General features: G+C 38.5%; 18 protein-coding genes. 7 read left to right on the top strand and 11 right to left on the bottom strand.

Translation table 11 applies throughout. The annotated features are described in order from the left end of the window. Nucleotides 1-76 precede the first annotated feature (76 nt). Nucleotides 77-1,516 carry a helix-turn-helix domain-containing protein gene (locus tag P3T75_RS13005; protein WP_282462614.1) on the top strand — a complete coding sequence of 480 codons (1,440 nt, stop codon included), beginning with the start codon at nucleotides 77-79 and terminating at the stop codon, nucleotides 1,514-1,516. On the opposite strand, the gene P3T75_RS13010 is transcribed toward P3T75_RS13005, so the two are convergent. Together P3T75_RS13010 and P3T75_RS13015 are read right to left on the bottom strand one after the other, a co-directional pair. Then, nucleotides 1,517-4,060: an HAD-IC family P-type ATPase gene (locus P3T75_RS13010; RefSeq protein WP_282461819.1), complete on the bottom strand. Its 2,544-nt coding sequence runs from the start codon at nucleotides 4,058-4,060 to the stop codon at nucleotides 1,517-1,519. Nucleotides 4,061-4,400: 340 nt separating this feature from the next. Then, nucleotides 4,401-5,600, bottom strand: coding sequence for an MFS transporter (locus P3T75_RS13015; RefSeq protein ID WP_282461820.1), 1,200 nt, complete (start codon nucleotides 5,598-5,600; stop codon nucleotides 4,401-4,403). A 398-nt stretch (nucleotides 5,601-5,998) separates the two neighbouring features. Here P3T75_RS13015 and P3T75_RS13020 point away from each other — a divergent pair, with 398 nt between their 5' ends. Further along, nucleotides 5,999-6,148, top strand: a complete 150-nt coding sequence (locus P3T75_RS13020) for a hypothetical protein (protein WP_173102006.1) — start codon at nucleotides 5,999-6,001, stop codon at nucleotides 6,146-6,148. A gap of 272 nt (nucleotides 6,149-6,420) precedes the next feature. On the opposite strand, the gene P3T75_RS13025 is transcribed toward P3T75_RS13020, so the two are convergent. The 5 genes from P3T75_RS13025 to P3T75_RS13045 form a co-directional block, all read right to left on the bottom strand. Then, nucleotides 6,421-6,828, bottom strand: coding sequence for a DUF4809 family protein (locus tag P3T75_RS13025; protein WP_206903043.1), 408 nt, complete (start codon nucleotides 6,826-6,828; stop codon nucleotides 6,421-6,423). Between the two features lie 181 nt (nucleotides 6,829-7,009). After that, entirely contained in the window at nucleotides 7,010-8,203 is a 1,194-nt protein-coding gene (locus P3T75_RS13030; protein ID WP_282461821.1) for a MalY/PatB family protein, read from the bottom strand. After that, nucleotides 8,200-9,804, bottom strand: coding sequence for a maltose/glucose-specific PTS transporter subunit IIBC (gene malX, locus P3T75_RS13035; RefSeq protein WP_206903041.1), 1,605 nt, complete (start codon nucleotides 9,802-9,804; stop codon nucleotides 8,200-8,202). Before malX ends, P3T75_RS13030 begins: the two co-directional genes overlap by 4 nt. A 217-nt stretch (nucleotides 9,805-10,021) precedes the next feature. Then, complete coding sequence (locus tag P3T75_RS13040) at nucleotides 10,022-10,855, bottom strand: PRD domain-containing protein (RefSeq protein WP_206903040.1); 834 nt, start codon at nucleotides 10,853-10,855, stop codon at nucleotides 10,022-10,024. An 84-nt stretch (nucleotides 10,856-10,939) separates the two neighbouring features. Beyond that, nucleotides 10,940-11,419, bottom strand: a complete 480-nt coding sequence (locus P3T75_RS13045; protein ID WP_282461822.1) for a PTS sugar transporter subunit IIA — start codon at nucleotides 11,417-11,419, stop codon at nucleotides 10,940-10,942. A gap of 303 nt (nucleotides 11,420-11,722) precedes the next feature. Between P3T75_RS13045 and P3T75_RS13050 the strand changes: the two genes are divergently transcribed. After that, nucleotides 11,723-12,748, top strand: a complete 1,026-nt coding sequence (locus P3T75_RS13050) for a YibE/F family protein (protein WP_282461823.1) — start codon at nucleotides 11,723-11,725, stop codon at nucleotides 12,746-12,748. Further along, nucleotides 12,745-13,491: a YibE/F family protein gene (locus tag P3T75_RS13055; RefSeq protein ID WP_282461824.1), complete on the top strand. Its 747-nt coding sequence runs from the start codon at nucleotides 12,745-12,747 to the stop codon at nucleotides 13,489-13,491. The genes P3T75_RS13050 and P3T75_RS13055 overlap by 4 nt, the downstream gene beginning before the upstream one ends. A gap of 89 nt (nucleotides 13,492-13,580) precedes the next feature. Here P3T75_RS13055 and P3T75_RS13060 read toward each other — a convergent pair whose 3' ends face one another. Continuing rightward, entirely contained in the window at nucleotides 13,581-14,012 is a 432-nt protein-coding gene (locus tag P3T75_RS13060; protein ID WP_282461825.1) for a GNAT family N-acetyltransferase, read from the bottom strand. Between the two features lie 290 nt (nucleotides 14,013-14,302). On the opposite strand from P3T75_RS13060, the gene P3T75_RS13065 reads away from it, so the two are divergent. Then, nucleotides 14,303-14,509 (top strand): hypothetical protein, encoded by a 207-nt coding sequence (locus P3T75_RS13065; protein WP_206903035.1) that lies wholly within the window; start codon nucleotides 14,303-14,305, stop codon nucleotides 14,507-14,509. Between the two features lie 489 nt (nucleotides 14,510-14,998). Here the strand turns inward: P3T75_RS13065 and P3T75_RS13070 are convergent, their stop codons facing one another. Further along, entirely contained in the window at nucleotides 14,999-15,820 is an 822-nt protein-coding gene (locus P3T75_RS13070) for a ZIP family metal transporter (RefSeq protein WP_206903034.1), read from the bottom strand. An 87-nt stretch (nucleotides 15,821-15,907) separates the two neighbouring features. After that, a complete protein-coding gene (locus P3T75_RS13075) occupies nucleotides 15,908-16,426 on the bottom strand; it encodes an HdeD family acid-resistance protein (protein WP_282461826.1) in 519 nt (172 codons plus the stop codon). Between the two features lie 470 nt (nucleotides 16,427-16,896). On the opposite strand from P3T75_RS13075, the gene P3T75_RS13080 reads away from it, so the two are divergent. Further along, nucleotides 16,897-18,519: an ABC-F family ATP-binding cassette domain-containing protein gene (locus tag P3T75_RS13080; protein WP_206903032.1), complete on the top strand. Its 1,623-nt coding sequence runs from the start codon at nucleotides 16,897-16,899 to the stop codon at nucleotides 18,517-18,519. Between the two features lie 77 nt (nucleotides 18,520-18,596). Here P3T75_RS13080 and P3T75_RS13085 read toward each other — a convergent pair whose 3' ends face one another. Then, nucleotides 18,597-20,129: a zinc ABC transporter substrate-binding protein AdcA gene (locus P3T75_RS13085; protein ID WP_282461827.1), complete on the bottom strand. Its 1,533-nt coding sequence runs from the start codon at nucleotides 20,127-20,129 to the stop codon at nucleotides 18,597-18,599. A gap of 330 nt (nucleotides 20,130-20,459) precedes the next feature. On the opposite strand from P3T75_RS13085, the gene P3T75_RS13090 reads away from it, so the two are divergent. Then, nucleotides 20,460-20,756, top strand: a complete 297-nt coding sequence (locus P3T75_RS13090) for a bacteriocin immunity protein (RefSeq protein WP_282461828.1) — start codon at nucleotides 20,460-20,462, stop codon at nucleotides 20,754-20,756. The last annotated feature ends 309 nt before the right edge of the window (nucleotides 20,757-21,065 follow it).

The following is a 21,065-nucleotide window of genomic DNA, read 5'->3' on the forward strand; positions in this document are numbered from 1 at the left end:
ACTTCTCTTTGCTCTACCTTGACGCAGCATTTTTTTCTCCGTATGCTTAAAAAAGGAGGTGGGGAAAATGTATTCGATGTTAAAAAAGATTATTACTGAAAAGGACTTGCACCGCCAAATTCGGCTATTGGAGCAGTTACTCCAGCAGCCGCAAGTCACTGCTAAAAAATTGGCACAGCACATTGACACGACTGAGCGAACTGTTTTTGCCGATTTACAAATCATGCGGGAAAATTTACCGGCCAATTGGCAAATTGAAACAGATAGTGCAGGCATCGCCTTAAAACCTCAAAAAGACGCCTTAACAAATGAGCTGTGGGAAGTTTTCTTGCCTCATTCCATTAGTGTGCAATTCATTAAAGCACTGTTGTTTCAGCCTGATTTAGCCGTCAAACCTTTTTTGCGCCAGACCGGTGTCTCCTATGAAACGCTAAAACGTCATACGCGTAAAGTAAACACCGCTTTAAAGGATTATCACTTACAAATTAAATTGACTAGTACACAGGCCACTTTTCTGGGAGCAGAAAGTAGTATTCGCCTTTTTTATCACCGTCTCTTAGTCCCTTTTACCCATAATAATTATTTCTTTGTCGATTATGCTGTCCACGAAAGTCATTATTTTGATTTTTTAAATCACGTTTCAAAAGCCCAGATCAAGGCTGAAACAGAAGAAATTTTTGGTGTTTGCTGGTTTTTCATTAACACAATTCGCAATAAAGCGGGCTGTGCCATTAATCAAATTTCTTTTCAAACCGATCCCTTATTTTCCCTTTATATACCCTTGTTAAAAGATCTTTATCAAAAAGAAGGGGTCTATTTGCAACAAAATGAATTATTTTTTGCTTTTTTCTGCTTTTTGGAAAGCTGGAATTATAACAATACCTTTGGTGTGAAGCTAAAGAAAACATTGCAAGAAAACTACGCGAATTTAAGAACAACTATAAAAGAATTCGTGCAGCAATTAGCCTTAAAATTACAAGAACCATCCCTAAAAGATACTTTATTAGCAGAAAACTTGCTACTATTGCTTCTAAAATATGACGAATCCCCTGAATTATCCGCTCAGTTTGAATCAGATTATCAAAAAGCACTGCCAAAACAAATAACAGCAACTACTAATTTGTACCAAGAAAATTTAGCTTTGCTACACCAACACACAAATGGATTGCCCGCAAAAAAAGAACCGGCCTACCTGCTTCATTTAATGGCTCTTTTGCAACAACAGGCTCTTTTTTCACTGGATAAAAAAACGCAAACGCTTTATTTTCTTTTCCAAAGTGAGCCGGCTTGGAAAACCTTTGTGGAACAAGAACTCAATGACTATTTAGGCAAGCGTATTATTTTAAAAACCATTGAAGTAACAGATTTAAAGATCTTAAACTTTGGGATTAAAGATTTGATTGTTTCTAACTTTCCTTTAGATAAAGCGCCACTGCCGGTTTTTTATATCTCAACTACCCCAACCAAAAATGAGCTCCGCCAATTAGCCGAGCTCACTTATGAAAGTTATTTATAGTTAGCTTACGTCTTGAACAGCGAAACTTTTAACCCAGCGCCTGGTCAGCCACTTTTCTACTTCAACAATCCCAAATAAAACAGCGACGTTGGTTAAGACGAGTAATTGTTGGGTTAAATTCAAGCTGGTTGTACCGATTAAATTCTGCGCAAATGGCGCAAAGACCACGGTTGTTTGCAGCACCAACAAGAGGGCTAGCGAAATAAACAACGCTTTATTTTGCAGCATACTTTTATTAATGGCCGGATTTAACAATTCGCGGCAATTTAACATATATACCGCCTGTGACATGACAATTGTTTGTAATAAAATCGTCTGCTGTAATGCGGTCCCTTCAAATTGCAAAGCAATAAAGTAGGCTGGCAGGACGATCACGCAGGAAACATACACAATTCGAAACAGACTGTAACCATTTAAGATACCTTCATTTGCTGCTCGCGGCGGACGATTCATCGTGTCTTTGCTGGCTTTTTCAAAACCTAATGCATACGAAAGGGTGATGGTTGTCACCATATTGACCCATAAAATCTGTACGGGTGTCAGCGGTAACGGCTGATTTAATAATAAAGCAATGACGACGATCAACCCTTGTGATAAGGCCGATGGTAAGAAAAAGTTGATGGTTTTTTTCAAGTTATCAAAAATACGGCGTCCTTCTTTTACTGCTTTGGCAATCGTATGGAAATTATCATCTGCTAAAACCATATCCGCGGCCTGCTTTGTGACTTCACTTCCTTTGATCCCCATTGCAATTCCAATATCCGCTTTTTTTAAGGCTGGCGCGTCATTCACCCCGTCACCGGTCATCCCCACAACTTCACCATTATTTTGTAACGCCGTGACAATACGCAACTTGTGATTAGGCGTAGTGCGGGCAAAAACATCCACTTTTGTCACGACTTGAGCCAATTGCTTATCGGTTAATTGATCAATCTCAATTCCTTCTAAAACTTGATCCGTATGTTTTAGCCCAATTTCTTTTCCTATCGCTTGAGCGGTATCTTTGTGATCACCGGTAATCATTTTCACTGTAATTTTTGCTGCTTGGGTTTCTTTTACAGCGCGAATGGCACTTTCTTTTGGCGGATCGATGATCCCAGCAATGCCAACAAAATCAAGCTTCGTTAAAACCTCGTGGGTCAATTCTATTTGGGCATCTATTTTTTTAGCCGCAAAGGCCAAGACCCGTTGCCCTTTTTTTGCCAGTTTGGATGCCTTTTTTTGCCACGCGGTTACATCTGCTTGCGGTAACTGTGCTTTAGCCAGTAAAACTTCTGGTGCGCCTTTTACAAAGACGATATTTTCTGTTGCCGAAAACGGATGTAATGTTGCCATATATTTGTAGCTAGAACTAAAGGGTAATTTGCCAATTTGCTTTTTCAAAGTCAAATTTTCAGCCGCCACATACTGCAACAAAGCCAATTCAGTAGGATTCCCTTTTAATTGTGCGACCGCTTGATCGTCTTGTAATTTCAAATCTTGACAGTTATTCATAATCTCCATGAGTAAAGATTCATCATTGCTGCTGGTTTTGACTACAGTCATTTCATTTTTGGTTAACGTTCCGGTTTTATCTGAACAAATCACCGTCATAGATCCTAATGTTTCGACTGAAGGCATGCTTTTGATGATCGCATTTTCTTCGGCCATCTCTTTTACCCCTAAAGATAAAATCATCGTCAAAACTGCCGGTAATCCTTCTGGAATCATGGCAACAATTAAAGCAATCATAGCAGAAAACAATATGTTCATTTCTATACCGTATAGAAATGTCGTAAAGAATACTAGAAATAAAATCAACACCATGATGCCGCGGAAAATTTGCTTATTTAGCTGATGCATTTTTCGAACGAGCGGTGTCGTGGTACCTGTAACAGACTGCAACGCCTGATTAATTTTGCCAATTTCTGTGTCATTGCCGGTTGCAACCGCAACTGCCAATGCCGATCCTGCTTGCACCAACGTCCCAGAAAAGACCATGTTCTTTTGATCACCCGCCATTACTTCTTGGGAAATTGCGTCTTCATTTTTTTCTACTGCTTCAGATTCACCGGTTAAAATCGCTTCTTCTACTACGAGCTCGTGGACTTCCACTAAGCGTAAGTCCGCAGGTACCACATCCCCTGCTTTTAAATAGACGATATCTCCGGGCACAATGGAAGTTGTTGCGATCGTTTCTTTTTGTCCGTCAATCAAAACTACTGCCTCTTGACTCATCATCTGCTTTAAGCCATCCAAAGATTCTTCGGCTTTGCGCTCTTGCCAGTAGCCGACAAAACCATTTACCACTACGACAAGTAAAATAATGCTGCCTTCAACATAGTCGCCGGTCACAAATTTTAAAATTGCCGCAAAGAGCAAGACGAGCATCAGTAAATCCGTAAAATGTTTTAAAACCTTTTGCCAAGGTTTTACCTGCTTACTTTCTGCAATTTTGTTTTCACCATATTTTGCTAGCTGCTGTTGGCGATTTTTTGTTAAACCAGCAGGGGTACTGTTAAATTTTTGTAAAACTTGTTGGGTCGTTAATTGATACCATTTCATTGGCATATCCTCCTAATAAATATTTTAAGCACTTGCTAATGGCAAGTTCTAGCCGACTGCCTTTTATGATGCCCTTTCTTTTTAGGCAAGTTCATCGTAGTTGTGCCAAGTAAAACTCACTTTTTTTGCTGCTTTATTTGTTGATACCCTTATTATAGGGAGAAAAAAATTTTTAAACCGCCGATAATTTCAGTGGCAACTGAAAAAAATGTGCCGCAGCCTTTGCTGAAAGTTAGCTTAAAAAAATGATCCCAAACAAAAAAAGACCTGCGCCATGTTGGTCACAGATCTTAAAAAAAAACAGTTTAGTATACTTGCTACTTTGCTCCAACTTTTCAGGTTAATCTTGCAAGACAATCAACTTTCGCCGTCGGTACATTTGCCTTAATAAATAGACGCCAACCACTAAACCAACAGGAAAAATAATGCCACCTAAAATACCAAACCGCAGTTGATTGTCCGCCGCCGCAGAAACAAAGCCCACTACCGTTGGCCCGATGGAACAGCCCAGATCTCCCGCCAAAGCTAAATAGGCAAATAAAGCTGTGCCGCCATTTGGAATCGTTCTGGCCGTCAAACTAAACGTGCCCGGCCACATAATGCCCACTGCCAAACCACTTAATGCACAACCCAAAAAGCCAAAAGGCGCACTGGTGGAAAGACCGATTAACAAATACGATGCCACACATAAAATACCACTGATCGTCATAAAACGCTGCAACGCTAATTTATGACCATATTTCCCATAAAAAATACGGGATAGTCCCATCATAAAAGCAAATAATAAAGGGCCAGCTAAATCTCCCACCACTTTTGAAACGTGCAACCCTTTTTCAGCAAAAGTTGAGGCCCATTGACTAACCGACTGCTCACTTGCACCAGCACAAACCATCAAACCAAGAAATAACCAGAAGCTTTTCAACTTGAATAATGCTTTAATACTGAGCCCCGCGCCTTCTGCTACTAAAGGACGAAGCGGTACTTTGGTAAAAAACAACGCATTACAAAAAGGCAAAATTGCCCATATCACAGCCAAATAAGGCCAGTTTTCAATCCCTAAAAAGGCAATGAAAAAAGTGGAAAGTCCCACGACGCCAACAACACCCCAGCAATAAAAGGAATGCAGTAAACTCATGGTTTTCTCTTTATGGTCTGTTGGACAGGCTTCTACAATTGGACTCACTAGTACTTCTAATAAGCCGCCCCCAATCGCATACAAACTCACCGCAGCCAACAGCGCGATAAAAGGTGTGGCAAAAATTATTGGAAAAAGCGCCAATCCCACTAACCCCGCACCAGCAAAAAGATGTGCTGCCACGATGGAAATGCGATAGCCAATTTTATCCACAAAAAAGATTGCCGCAAAATCTATGATTAATTGCAATAAGAAATTGAAGGTTACCAAAAGCGTAATTTGGGTTAAGGGAATATGAAACTGTGTTTGAAAAGTTAAAAATAATAATGGGGCAAAATTATTGACGACCGCTTGCACGATGTAAGCCAAAAAACAGGCGTAAATCGTTTGTTGATAATTTTTCATTTGATCTCCTAGACAAAAGTTCCCACGACGCGTGAACTTTATTTTTTTAAAATCGCTTACTTTGACTGTAGCACAGCTTTCAGCAATGCAAAAGACTTTCTTAGCTTTTGTAAAAATCCTGTCAGCTCTTATTTGCCAGCGCTTGTAAAATTATCCTCATGGCATCAGCCATAATATTGTGACTAATAAAAAACGCAACAAAAGATTCGCTAGCTTCGCTAAAAATTTGCAACGTTTTGATTTACCGCAAAGTAAAAGCATGTACACATTTTCAACAGCGTCTTTAAGGATGCAAGCGTTAAGTTTGAAAATTTTCTGAAATGGCAGTATGATAACAGTGGAATTTCGTTATCAACTTAGTTGCCTTTCGTAAGCAAACAAAAGAAAGGAGAATGAATATGACATTCTATAACACACAAGTACCTTATCGGGTAACTTTAGACACCAAGTTGAACTTGTTTATCGTTTTTGACCAACGCAACAGTAACCACTTTGCTACCGGTGTAACGATTGAACAAGCGGTTCAAGAATTACAAAAATCTGCATAAGGAGTTCAAATCCCATGGAAGATTCCAGTTATTCTTAAAAAGCAGCTGCAAATTTATGTGCAGGTGCTTTTTTGTTGTCTAAAATTTTAAATTTGCTAAGTTCCCTTTGGAAAAAAGCCGACTCGATAATAAAGCAGGCTACCTTTCAAACAAGCAGACTAAGGGTGAAATTTTATCTTTTTAAGTCTCAAAAAGCTCTAGGTTATCAGCTGAGACATAAAGATAATCCCAACTACTAATCCAGAGCCTTTTTATTTGTCTTGTCGCTATTTTTATTTTTCTAAAGGCTTCACTTCAAATTCTGTTTTTTCCAAATTGAAAAGCCCGGTAGAGATCTCGTTGACTTGAGCAAATAAAGCCGTTAGATCGCAGTTTTTTTTATCGAAAGTTTTCTTTTCTTTCTGAGTTTGAAAGGTGATTTTTCGCGGTGTTTCTTTGACCGCAATTTTCCTATCGCCTTTTTGATAAATTAGGATATCGTCAAAATCATCCTCTACATAGCTTTGCCGCCACTGGTTTTTTTGCGCCAACGCCATCATTAAAGAAGCCATGTCCAATTCTTCTAACGAGGTGATCGTGCCATCTTCAAAAGTTAAATCATACGTCGCCATGGTAAAAGGCTGACAAGCATTACAGCCTCCTTGGGTATAAAACTCTTCGCTGGTGATTACTGCTTTCATGTGCATTACTCCTTTTTTACTGATACAGATAATTTTGTTTTATTATACCGCCCTTTATTTTTTTTGAATAGCAGATTTTTTCGTTTGCTTACACGCTAAAAAAACAATCCGCTTTTAGTCGTAAAATCAGTTTTTAAACTAATTTTACGACTAAAAGACGGATCTTGCTTAGATATGTGGCTTAGTTTTGCGCAACAAAAACTTTCATACGCTCTAGCGCTTCTGCTAAAATTCCTCTTGGTGTGCCGATATTTAAGCGGACAAAATTTTCACCGTCACTGGCATAATTGGTTCCCGGTTCAATAATGACACCCCCGCTTTTTGCCAATGGTTCGACAATCTCTAAGGCAGTTTTGCCGGTTTTGGAAATATCAATCCACGGCAAGTATGAAGCACTCATTTCCATTAATTCCCAGCCCGGCAAATTTTCAGCAATAAAAGCTTTGGTGTAGCGGTAGTTTTCGCGAATGTAGTCCGTCATAGCTTCCAGCCAATCTTCACATTCATTGTAGGCGGTAATGATTCCTACAACCCCGAATAAATTCGGCGAAGTAATGGAATTCATTTCCAAACGATGACGAAATACCTGCCGCAATTTTTCATTTGGAATAATGGAATAAGAAGTTTTCAAACCGCCTAAGTTAAAACCTTTGTTAGGAGATGTCAACACGATCAGATTATCGTGGTATTCTTTTGGCAGCTGCAAAGCCGAAACAAATTTTCCAGTTAAAATAATTTCTGAATGCACTTCATCACTGACAAAAATTGTGCCGTATTGGCGACATAATTTGGCCACTTTTTCAATTTCTTCTATGTGCCACACGCGACCAGACGGGTTATGGGGGGAACAAAATAAGAAAACCCGTGGTCGTTTGGTGCGTAATTGTTCTTCTAATAAAGTGTAATCAATTTCATATTGCCCATTGACGATTTTAAGCGTGTTGCCCACCACATTAATCCCGTTATGCTCTGCGGCATAACGAAATGGATCGTAAACAGGTGTGTTCATGATCACCGCCTCATTGGGCTGGCAAAAAGCTTGATACAAATAATGAATGGTCGAAACAGTCCCATAAGATAAGGTAATCCATTCTTTTTTAACTTGATTATTGTGGCGGCGTTTATGCCAATTAATGACCGCCTCATAAAATTCATCGTAAGCATAGGTGTAGCCGTATGCACCATTTTGTGCAATTTTCATAAAGGCTGCATTAATTTCTGGCGCTGCCGGAAAATCCATATCCGCAATCCACATCGGAATGCAGTCTTTTGGCGTACCAGGATATTTACTTTGAATAATTTTTTGATCCCATTTTCTCGCATGGTCAATGGTGCGATCTGCCATTTGGTCAAATTGATAGTCAACTTTCATCATGCTGGGCTCACCATAATTTCTTCAATCCCGTTTTTCACCGTCTGTACTTGGGCACCAATAACCACTTGAACATTGTGATCATCTAATTCTACGATTGCCAAAGCACCCGCTTTTTTCAAGGTTGCTTTATCCATCAAGCTCTTATCTTTTAATTGCAGGCGTAAACGCGTAACACAATTATCCAAGCTGGTAACATTGGCACTGCCACCTAGAGCGTCCAAAATAATACCTGGATCGTAAATCCCATTGCCTTTTGTAAATGTTTTGGGTTTTGCTGTGACACCATCTGCCAATGTAACTTCCTCTTCTTTTTCCCGTCCAGGTGTTTCTAAATTGTGTTTCAAAATGTACCAACGGAAAACAAAGAAGTAAACAGCAAACCAGATGATCCCTACTGGAATCAACAAGTACCATTTTGTTTCATTGCCTTGCATGATCCCAAAAATCAACCAATCTAAAATCCCGCCGTCGGTGTTGCCGATATTTACACCGATTAGACTCATTACCATCAACGCTGCCCCAGACATAACGGAGTGGAATAAATACAATCCTGGTGCTAAGAATAAGAACAAGAATTCAGTTGGTTCTGAAATTCCGGTAACAACCGCCACTAAAACTGCTGAAATTAAAATGCCCTTAATGCCCGGACGATTTTTCTTATAAGCAGTTAAATAAATCGCTAAACAAATGGCAGGTAAACCAAACATAAAGGTTGGCATGAAACCTTGTGAAAGAAAAGCAGTCGCTTGGTGAGATATCGCTTCTCCTGCGTTTAATTGGGCATAAAAAATATTCAATGCCCCTGAAATTGGCTTGCCGTCAACAACTTGAGTCCCGCCAGCTTCTGTGAAACGAACCAATGCAAGTAAAATATGATGCATCCCAAAAGGTTTTAATAATAATACGCCTAACCCATATAAGAACGGCCCGAAAATACCCGCACCTTGAATCCCATTACCCAATGCTTCAATGCCCGATTGCAATACTGGCCAAGTAAAAGGTACCACTAAGCCAACCAAGCCCAAAACTAAAACGCTAACAATTGGAATAAAGCGAATACCGCCAAAGAAAGAAAAGGCATCTGGTAAGCGAATATCTTGGAATTTTTCTTGCAATAGATAGACGATTAGACCAACAATAATCCCACCTAAAACGCCCATTTCAATACTTTGAATACCTAAGACCATGTTTTGGCCGGCAATTTTCATACTAGCGGCATCTGCTAATTCACCGCGATAATTCAACAAAAAGTTAATGGATAAATTCATGGCCACATAACCGGCAAAAGCTGAAATGGCGCCTACACCTTTATTGCGTTTGCACATTCCAAAGGGAATTGCCATGGCAAACATAACTGGCAAATAAGTAAAACCAAAGCCACCAACTGTATTCATAAAACTAAAAATAAATTGAATAATATCATTGCCTAAAAAAGGTAATTTTTCAATCATTGCCTCTGAAGTTACCGAACTGCCTAACCCGACTAAAATCCCCATAAAAGCTAGTGTTGAAACGGGGAACATGAAGGTTTTCCCCAACTCTTGTAAAAAGCTTAAAACTTTCGTCCTAAGTGATCGTGATACTGTCGCTGCGTTGCTCATTTTCTTTCCTCCTAATTTTGATTGCTCACTTTTTCAAATTTTTTAAAACAGCTTTTCCACTTTTTTACTTACTCAAAATTGGCATGCAACAATAAAAGTAACCGCTTTAAAAAGTGAAATATAAAAAGACCTAGTCAGAAGGTAGCCTAAAGACAGCAGTCGTCACTGCGCTTTAGAAACCCTTCTGACTAGATCTTGCCTACCGAATAGTAACACTCTAGTTTTGAAGAATGCGATTAATATGAATGGTCAAAAAGACCTTTTCTTCTTTTGGTACTTTGTGGTTAAAAAACGTCTCCAAATATTTGGCGATTTTTTCAGCCCCGGCATAAGCCTGGGGAAAATCATTAATGACTTGATCAAAATAACCGAAATCATCTACTTTTGCCTGCTGCTGCATTCCAAATTCCCGTAATAAGAAATATTTCAGATGCGTCACCAAGCGATGATAATTAATACTGTCGTGCTTGAAATCTTGTTGATAGGTTTCATTTAGAATTGCGATCAAATCACGAATTATTTTGTTAAAATCTTGCTCGGAGTGCGTCTTGTCTGCCTGCCAGCGAGCGTTAATGATATGCAGCGCAATAAAACCCGCTTCATCTGCTTGTAAATTAACTTGGGCCCTTTCATTCAAAAGCAAAACTGCCCACGCCCCTAACCGATATTCCGCTGGATAAAACATCTGTACTTCATGAAGTACCGCGTTAGGCAGATATACACCTGTCTTGGCACGTTCAATAGCGAAACTGATGTGATCTGCTAACGAAAGATAAATTAGATCATTTAGCGGATAATCCAATTGTTCTTTGAAATATTCAATAATCTCAAAAGCCAGACTTGACTCTTCATAACTGATCTTTTCAAATAGTTTTTGGAATTTCTCGTCGATTTGGTTCGTATTGGCAACAAATTTCCGCTCAACTTTTAACGGATCAACTTCATCACCACTTTTTTTGCCGAAAGAAAGGCCATTGCCAATCACAATTGCTTCATGATCGTCATCTAAGACGATTGCCGCACTATTGTTCAGTACTTTAATAACTTTCATGACGGTCCCTTTCTGTTCTGCATGCTCAATTTAACAGAATTTGAAAACGGTGTCAACATCTTTTTGATAACTGTACTGGTACAGTTATTTCGTTACCACCGTTCCAATTTCAGTTGCAAAATTTGGATCTCCTGTTATTTTTAATTCAATTGACTTGATGGCATCCATGTTAGTAAAAATCACCATCACATCATTTTCTTTTTCTTTTTCAGCTAAAAGAGGCAAATTAATCGTCGCTAATTTTGTTTCTGGTGTAACGCTTTGGCCTTCTTTTACGAAAATTTCAAACGGGGCGCCATTTAACTCTACTGTGTCAATGCCAATGTGAATTAGGACATCTAAACCATTTTTAGTGGTGATCCCAAGAGCGTGTTTTGTCGGAAAAACACTTGATACTGTCCCATTTACTGGTGAATATAATACCCCTGATTTTGGCGTTACCGCAAAACCGTCCCCCATCATTTTTTCTGAAAATACTGGATCACTAACCTGTGCTAATTCTTTTAAAGTACCATTAATTGGATTATAAATTGTTTCACTTTTTTTCTTTTTATTGAAGAACATTTCAATTCCCTACTTTCCTAAAAAGTTTGTAACAAGTATAGTATGCGGTTTCAGATTATGCAAGATAAAAATGGTCCATGTTTTTTAATTTTGATTGCTAGAACATGATTTATTGGGTTGAAATAATAAAAATAACGCATATAAGAATACGTGCTCCTATTTTTTTCGTCCTTTACCTCTATTTTCTACTCACCCCATGAAAAATAACATGTATCTTCATTCAAATGACAATTGCGACATTTGTAACCACTAATTGCAAGGTGTATATTTTTAGTATTCCTTAAAAGATGGGAGTAAATTTTTGTGAAGAAGAAATTTATTGCACTGCTTTTGCTGATCATTGGCGCGATTACTCTTGGCATTGCCGTGCAACACTATAGTGGACTTTTATATCAAGCGCCTATTTTAAAAGTGAAGGACGTTCAAAAACAAGATAATCAGCTTACGATCTCTGGCCGTTTAGTCAATCATCACCAGGAAAATATCACAATTAAAGTGGATACCAATGCCGTTTCTGCCCTTACAATTGATTTCAAACAAGGGCAACAGCTTTTACTTAATCACAACAAAGAAGAAATAATTACAGAAAAACAAGACGGGATCGTTGTCTGTCTTTTATTGATTTTTTTGGGCTTTGTTTTGATTTTAGGAGAAGTCGCCGGCATGAGGGCACTCTTAGGGCTATTACTGAACTTGGCATTGCTTTTTGCCTTACTAAAATTAGATACCTCGTTTTTACAGATACCAACATTAGGCTTGATGTTTATTTACGGTGTCTGCTCCATTATCATTACCTTTTTGGCCAATTACGGCATCAAGGCTTTTCGCAGTGATTTAATCATCACAACTTGCGGCATTGTCTTGGGGGGCTTTTTGATTTGTTTTCTAGCTTTAAAGGCTTTTGAGAACAACGGCATCCGCTTTGAGGAGATGCAATTTTTAACGCGTCCTTATTTAGGTGTTTTTTATGGAAGCTTATTTGTTGGTGGGATTGGCGCAGCTGTTGATATGGTGGTGACATTGGTGTCGTCATTAAAAGAACTTATCTATCAACAACCCACCATCACCCAAAAAGAATTGTTACGCTCTGGACAGCGCATTGCCCAAGATGTCACATCTTCGATGATTAATGTTTTATTATTTGCATATTTGAGCGGTTCAATTCCCATGCTGGTTTTCTATTTAAAAAATGGCTGGCCATTTGTCGCGACGTTACAGCTTCATTTATCCCTGGAATTATTGCGCGCTTTTTGTGGTGCCTTTACCATCTTGCTTTCCATTCCCGCAAGTCTTTTATGTGTTATTTTTGAAAGGAGGCGCAAAGCGTGAATGTTTTACTTTTTCTCTTTTTTATTCTTTGTCTCTTAAGTTTTTTGATTTTAGGAAAACCCGCTTTTTACTTAATTACCGGTATTTTTATGACATTATGTCTATTTTTAGTGGCTATTTATTTAATCAGTCGCAACTTTGCTGTTCTGCCGATTTTTCTTGTCGTTTTGCTAGCATTGACGGGAATTATTTTATTTTATACGAATGGTTTTAATCCAAAGACCAAGCTCGCTTTTTTCTGCTCGGTCATAACATTTACGTTGATGATTTTACTGATTCCACTCTTAACAAAAAGCATTGCCATTGCTGGTTTCACGCCTGAAGAAATCGACGAACTGGCGACGATGAACTTTGCTGTCCCCATTTCATATCAAGCTCTCACGGCAGTTTTAATTATTATGAGTATGGCTGGTGCTGTGATCGATGCGAGCATGGCGGTGGCAAGCTCACTTTACGAGTTACGCTATCAAGGGCAGCTTTTATCTGCCACTGCGCTTTTTCAATCAAGCATGAAAGTTGTTAAAGAAATTTTAGGTTCCAGTATTCATACCCTCTTCTTTGCTTTTGTCGCCAATAACCTCGCTTTAATTTTTTGGTTTAGTGATTTGCACTATTCTTTTGAAACACTCATTAACGCCAAAGCTTTTGTAGCAGAACTTGCGATTAGTATTTTAGCTGGAATTATGACAGTGGCCACACTACCTTTCACTGCTTATTTTGGCGCAAAATTTTTTACCCGCTAACCGCAGCAGCGTCAAATAAAAAAGTAGGAAACGCCGATAGCACCGCTTTTCCCACTTTTTAACCAGCTTGTCAAAAATTGAAATCAAACTTAAACCAAAGCTTTTTCCAATGATCGACAAGGTACACCATCCTCATAATAAATATCCGAACAAATCTTGTAGCCTAACTTTTGATAAAAACCAACCGCCGTCTGTTCGGCATGCACCAAAGAATGAATATAGCCATTTTTCATCCCATAAGCTTCGATTGCTTTCATGATCTTGGCTCCTAAATTTTGTTTGCGATACGCTTTTAAAGTAGCGATCCGCGTAGGACGAATCGTTTTTTCATCTTCAATAACAATTCGACCGGTTGCGACTGGCAAGTTTTCATCGTAGACAACCGCATAAACACGTTCCGGCGTATCGAGATTGTCAAACTCTTCTGCTAACGGAATATTTCGTTCCAAAACAAAGACTTCCATGCGGATAAAACAACTTGCCGCCCGTTGAAAGTTTTCATTGCCAAGCTTTAGTTCCATGAAAAAACCTACTTTCTTTTTGTAATTTTTTTCGCTTAGCTTTAGCATAACAAAAAAAACCCCGAAGCAAAAATTTAACTCCTTTTTACTAAAGTAAACGCAGCACTAAGATTTTCCGCACATAGTCTGAGGAAAATATCGGACTTTTGGCCGATTAAAACAACCGTTATCCTTGCTATGATAAACCCATAGAAAAAAGAGAGACGCTAGCTACTTACAAACAGGAAAAGTTGGTTTTAGAATCACTTTTGGCAGCTGACGCAAGCTTTTAAATAAATGGAGGAGTTATTATGGAAAATAATTCAATGTTAATGCGCATTTTGATGTTTATTGGTTTCCTTTTTGTCGCAGGGATCATTTTGAATTTAGTGTTGGGGATTGCAGGTTCATTAATTGCATTGGTCTTTCGTTTTGGGATTCCTTTATTAATTGCAATTGTGATCGTCCGCTTTTTAACCGGCACTTCTACAAAACGCAACAACCGCCGCTATTATTAAGAAAAGCTTTTCGCGCTCGGTCAACTCTCAAGCAATAAAGCGGAATTTCAATAAATTGCTCTTCAAATTTCTTGAAATTTCTGCTTATTGTCGCCGAGAGTTAGCGCAGAAAGCTGGACACTAAGAAAAGCGGAACAAACTACGCTTAGCTCTCAAAAAATAAGAATGAGATTTTCAGAAATTGTTCCTCAAATTTTTGAAAATTTCGACTTATTTCTTGGAGAGCTAGTTTGTGAAGCTAGACATAAGAAAAGCTTTACGAACTCGTTTAGCTTCTGAGCATTAAGATGGAATTTCAATAAATTGTTCTTCAAATTTTTTGAAATTTCTGCTTAAGGCCGAAAGGAGCTAGTTCGAAAAGTCAGCTTGTGCTAATAAATTAAAGCAATATTTTTTCACAAGAAAAAATATTACTCCCTTTAAAAAAGAGTGCCTCAAAATTAGGCTTTAACCTAGTTTTGAGGCACTCTTTTTTTAAGAATTAAATTTTTAGCCTAGTGCTACATCTAAAATCATCATGATCATAAAGCCTAACATGGTACCAAACACCGCAAAATGGCGATGGCTGGAGCTTTCTTGTTGTGCTTCTGGGATGAGTTCTTCTACCACGACATAAATCATTGCACCAGCTGCAAAAGCTAAAGCATAAGGTAAAATGGCGGTCATTCTTGAAACTAAAATTGCGCCAATGACGCCGGCAATTGGTTCGACGATTCCTGATGCTTGTCCGTAAATAAATGCTTTTGTCCGACTAAGGCCTTCTTGCCGTAACGGAATTGACACTGCTGCGCCTTCTGGAAAGTTTTGGATCCCAATTCCCAAAGCAACGGATATGGCAGCTAAGACTGCAGCTGTTGGATTATCAGCACTGGCCGCTGCGCCAAATGCCACACCTACAGCTAATCCTTCTGGAATATTGTGAAGCGTAATTGAAAAGACCAATAAAATAGTCCGTTTTAAATGCGTTGGCAATCCTTCTTGCTCATGATCTGGCCCAAAGTGCATATGGGGAATCGTCTTGTCGGCTATGTATAAAAATAAACCTCCTGCCCCAAAACCAATCGCTACAACTAACCAAGGAAATTGCGAGCCGTTTTCTTCTGCTCGTGCAATTGCCGGATCAAGTAATGACCAAAAACTGGCCGCAATCATTACCCCAGAGGCAAATCCGAGCATCAAATTTAAAACATCCTTTTTGATTTCCTTAAAGAAAAAAACCAACGCCGCCCCAAGTGCTGTCATAAAATAAGTAAAGGCCGTTCCCGTTAAGGCTTGTTGCCAGGGCTGCAGTTGTAAAATCCAATTCAGCACAAAAAAACCTCCCGTTCTTTTTATTTAACTGTAGCATAAAAAGAACAGGAGAGCGACTATTTTACTATTCATCTAAACTGCTTACTCTTAGCGAAATGCCACCAAAATATGCGTGATACCCCACATCATAAAGTAAAAACCAACTAGAAAACTTAACGTTAAAGCAGAAGAAACCGGATTAAATAATAACATGAAACCAACGATGACTCCCAAAATATTAACAATTAGCGAAAACCAGAAATAGCCGTTGTTCAGTTTTCTGGCAGCCTCTAAACCAAATAAACCAAAAATCGAATCCACGATAAACCAAATCGCAAATACAAACGGTAATGCCAAAATGCTGGCTTGCATATTCCACAACAAGAAAATTCCGATTAAAATATCTAATACCCCAACCAAAATGGGCATTTTTGCTTTATAACCAGTTAAATCTTTAAACCGGTTCCGCAAGAATATTTCAAAAATCCCTTTCAAAATTGCCAATACACCAAAGACAATGACAATTGCAACGAGATTGCCAACAGGATCACGAAAAGACATTAATGACACAATAATAAATAAAATACCTAAGATCAAAGAACCCCAGTCAAAACTTCTTTTTTCCATTACAATTCACCTTCCTTTTTTAATGTCCAGATGTAGCGCCACACTAAAAATTGCGGCACCATATCGCTTATCTACATTAATAATGTTACGCTTGTGATTGGAAACGGTCAAAAGTTAAGCTTTTTTTGCAGGGAATTGATTTTGAGTAAAAATAGGCACAGGCTAGCTATTTTTTAGTTTTACGTTGTATTTTTTGCTTTTTATCCCATTTTCCCCACCTATTTCCTAATAAAAACTTTGAATTTAACAGGAAATGTCCAGATATGGTTGCAACTTCCCATCAGCGCCTATATAATGCTATAAGATTGCATATATATCTGACATATATAGTAGGAAAATTAAAAACATCAGCGACCCCTTTAAATTTTTAGGTAATTCTTTACCTGAATCCAAAATTTAAAGTTATGCGGCCGCATCTTTTTTTGCCCGCTCAATTTTTGGGGAATAGAATCGATTAGGAGGATTATTTTATGATTACAGTTAGTGACGTAAGTTTGCATTTTTCAGACCGCAAACTTTTTGATGATGTGAATATTAAATTTACGCCGGGGAACTGCTACGGCTTAATTGGTGCAAATGGTGCCGGCAAATCAACTTTCTTAAAAGTTTTATCTGGTGAGTTGCAACCATCCACCGGGAATGTCTCCCTTGGTCCAGACGAACGGATGGCTGTTTTACGCCAAAATCACTTTGACTTTGAAGAATATACAGTGATTGAAACAGTTATTATGGGGCATAAACGCTTATATGATGTAATGAAAGAAAAAGATGCCATTTACATGAAAGAAGATTTTAGCGATGAAGATGGTATCAAAGCGGCTGAATTAGAAGGAGAATTTGCTGAATTAAACGGTTGGGAAGCCGAACCAGAAGCAGCTGTTTTACTACAAGGGTTAAACATCGCTGAAGATTTGCATCACTTGCAAATGAAAGAATTAACAGCCGGTCAAAAAGTTAAAGTTTTACTAGCACAAGCACTATTTGGTAAACCTGACGTGCTTTTACTAGACGAACCAACCAACGGACTTGATATTCAGTCGATCAATTGGCTAGAAGAATTTTTGATCAACTTTGAAAATACGGTCATTGTCGTTTCCCATGACCGCCACTTCTTAAACAAAGTCTGCACCCACATGGCCGACCTAGACTTTGGCAAAATTCAACTTTACGTCGGAAACTACGATTTTTGGTTGGAGTCAAGTCAATTGGCAACGAAATTACAAGCGCAACAAAATGCGAAAAAAGAAGAACAAATCAAAGAATTGCAAGACTTTATCGCCCGTTTTTCTGCCAACGCTTCAAAATCAAAACAAGCGACTTCACGGAAAAAAATGTTGGATAAAATTACTTTGGATGATATTAAACCCTCAAGCCGCCGCTACCCATTTGTCGGTTTCAAGCCAGAACGAGAAATCGGTAACGACCTATTGCAAGTTGATAATGTCAGCGTCACAATCGATGGCAAAAAAATCTTGGATAATATCAGCTTCACACTAAACAAAGATGACAAAGTTGCTTTTGTTGCTAATAATGACATTGTCACAACAACGTTATTCAAAGTTATCATGGGTGAAATCACACCGGATACAGGTAGCGTTCGTTGGGGTGTAACTACAACACAATCTTATTTGCCAAAAGACAGCAGCAGTGAATTTGCTAGCAACTTAACAATTTTGGACTGGTTGCGTCAATACGCTTCAAAAGAAGAAGACGACAATACTTTCTTACGGAGTTTCTTAGGCCGGATGTTATTTTCTGGTGATGAAGTTTTAAAACCTGTCAATGTTTTATCCGGTGGGGAAAAAGTACGTTGCATGCTTTCTAAATTGATGCTTTCTAAATCTAACGTTTTGGTTTTAGATGATCCAACCAACCACTTAGACTTGGAATCAATCACCGCATTAAATGATGGCTTAATGGCCTTTACGGGTTCATTATTATTTGCCTCTCATGACCACCAGTTTATCCAAACATTAGCAAACCGCATCATTGCGATTTCTGATAAAGGTGTTGTGGATCGTTCTGAGACAACTTACGATGAATTCTTAGAAAATCCGGATGTCAAAACTCGAATGGCGGAGATTTTTGCTTAAATCGCCCTTAGCCTTTATCCTTGTCTTACAGTCAAAAAAAGCTGCGAAACCTAAATAAGTAGGTTTCACAGCTTTTTTTAATGGGCCATCATCTCTTGGGCAATGGCATGGGAAGTGAGATTATCTGGGTAATACGTCGGCCAGTTGTGCATTTCTTCAAATAAACTGGCTTGGCTTTTTCCACCAAAGAAAATATGATAATGGACTGCTTTTTCAGGTGCAATATTGTGATCGCTAAATTGCACATATTTAAAACGACCAGCATCTCCTTTTGCTTCAAATAAAAAGCGCACGCCCCGATTACCTTTTTCATAATTTAAAATCTTGTATCCTTTGGCCACATATTCATACTTGTGATGTTTTCCGTCTACCACAAAATCGATCGTATTATCGGTAATGTCAATTTTTTCTACATCGGTTTTGTAGCCGGTGTCGTAATATTTTTTGTATTCTGTGGCAGTCATATCTTGATTTAATTTTGCTTTGTAATCAAAGACTTGATCTAGCTCGCCTGCTTGTAGTAATGGATAAACGGACTGCCACTTACCGGTGTAGTCACTTAATTTAGGCTCCTTGACTGCGCTGTCGGCAAAATAACCATTGGCAACAGTTTTCACCTCCGCCTTGTGAGATTCTTCTGGTTTCACGTCTTTGCCGGCAATATTCGCCGTTTTTTCCAACGCTTGCAAATTCTCTTTCATCACGGAAATGTAATCTTCACCAGCAGCGATTTTCTCTTTGGTCAAGCTTTCCAATGGATTTAGCACTGCTAGCTTAACATTTGCTTCATTTGCCAGTGTTTTGGCAATTTTATCGCTGGCATTTTCTTCAAAATAAATGTAGCGAATGTCGTTAGCTTTCACATACTCCTTCAACTCACCCAAGCGACTCGCAGAAGGTTCTTCTTCTGGGGAAAGCCCGGCAATTGGTACTTGTGTCAACCCATAATCTAAAGCTAAATAGCCAAACGCCGCATGTTGTGTGACAAAACTTTTTTGTTTTGCGTCTTTTAAACTATCGCTGTATTCTTGATCCAACTGGGTTAATTTCGCTAAATATTTTTCCGCATTCGTTTCAAAAACTTTGGCTTTTTGCGGATAAAGTTTAGCCAGTTGCTCTTTAATACTCGTTACTTCCTTCATTGCCCGATGAGGTGAAACCCAAGTATGAGGATCTAATTCATGATGATGTCCTTCTTTTGCATGATCGTGATCGTGTTCTTCTTCGCCACCAGGCAAAAGAATCATGTTTTGGGTACCTTCTATCACATTGGGCTTATCTTTGGCAAAACTTTTTTTCGCTTTAGGTACCCAAGTTTCCATATTTTCATTGTGATAGACGAATACATCTGCATCATGAATTGCCGCCATATCTTTGGCGGACGGTTCATAGTCATGTGGTTCAGAACCCGCCGGAATCATCAATTTGACGTTGGCCTCATCGCCTACAATATTTTTCGTAAAATCATAGATTGGATAAAAAGTTGTAACGATTTCCAATTTATCTTTTTTAGTTTCAGCTGTCTTTTCTGCACTTTTGGCATTTGTCCCACAAGCAGCCAGCATTCCTAGTACAACCATACTTACTATACCAATTCCCAATTTCTTCATGCTTCAAATCCTTTCTATTCTCTAACCTCTCTGATAACTTTTTGCTGCCATTACGATTTACCTTTATCAAAACGAAATAATTACGATTTACTCCAATAACAATAGCAACACTTTTTTCTTCTGTCAATAAAAAATAACATAAAATTTTATTCAAATGATTATACATTCATCTAAATGACCTTTATAGTCTGATTTCAAACGAGATGAAAATATATTTGATAACAAAAAACAGATGAAAAATCTATCACCGCTAAATATTTTAAAAATTTAGAATAGCCTTGCATTTGTTTTGATTGAGGAGTACCCTGTGAAAAAGGGAGTGAAAAGAAAATGAAAGAAATAAAATGGTTTAGCGGCGGTAGCGAACGTGCAGAAGTCGCCTTAAGTGACATTTCGACAATTTTAGGTTTGATCCCCGCCGACACAAACACTGCGCCATTGCGCCAGCTGCTTTTTGATTACGCACAAGAAATTAACGAAGGTGTGACAGCCGTCCCCTATATCTTAAGCCGCATGGCAGTTTCTGTATCTAATTGTATAACTAAAAATAAAATTACACTTTCCCAAGAAGCCTCCGACCAGATCAAAAAACTACTCAGCCTAGCAGAAATTCGCTACGGGTATTAAGAAAAGCTGAAGGTGCCGGCTAGCACATTGGAAAAATATCGGAAACTTATGTTCTGATGCTCTTCATCAGAATTAAGTTTTTGAATTTTTCCCAAAGTGTTGGCACATGAAGCTAGACAATTAGAAAAGCTGATGCACTCGGTCAGCTTTTGAGCATTATGACGGGATTTCAATAAATTGTTTCTCAAATTTCTTGAAATTTCGGCTTAATGCCGATAAAGCTAGTGCGTGAAGCTAGACAATTAGAAAAGCTTGATGCGCTCGGTCAGTTCTCCAGCAATAAGACGAAAGCTTGATAAATTGTTCCTC

Source organism: Enterococcus montenegrensis, assembly GCF_029983095.1.
Taxonomy (GTDB): domain Bacteria; phylum Bacillota; class Bacilli; order Lactobacillales; family Enterococcaceae; genus Enterococcus_C; species Enterococcus_C montenegrensis.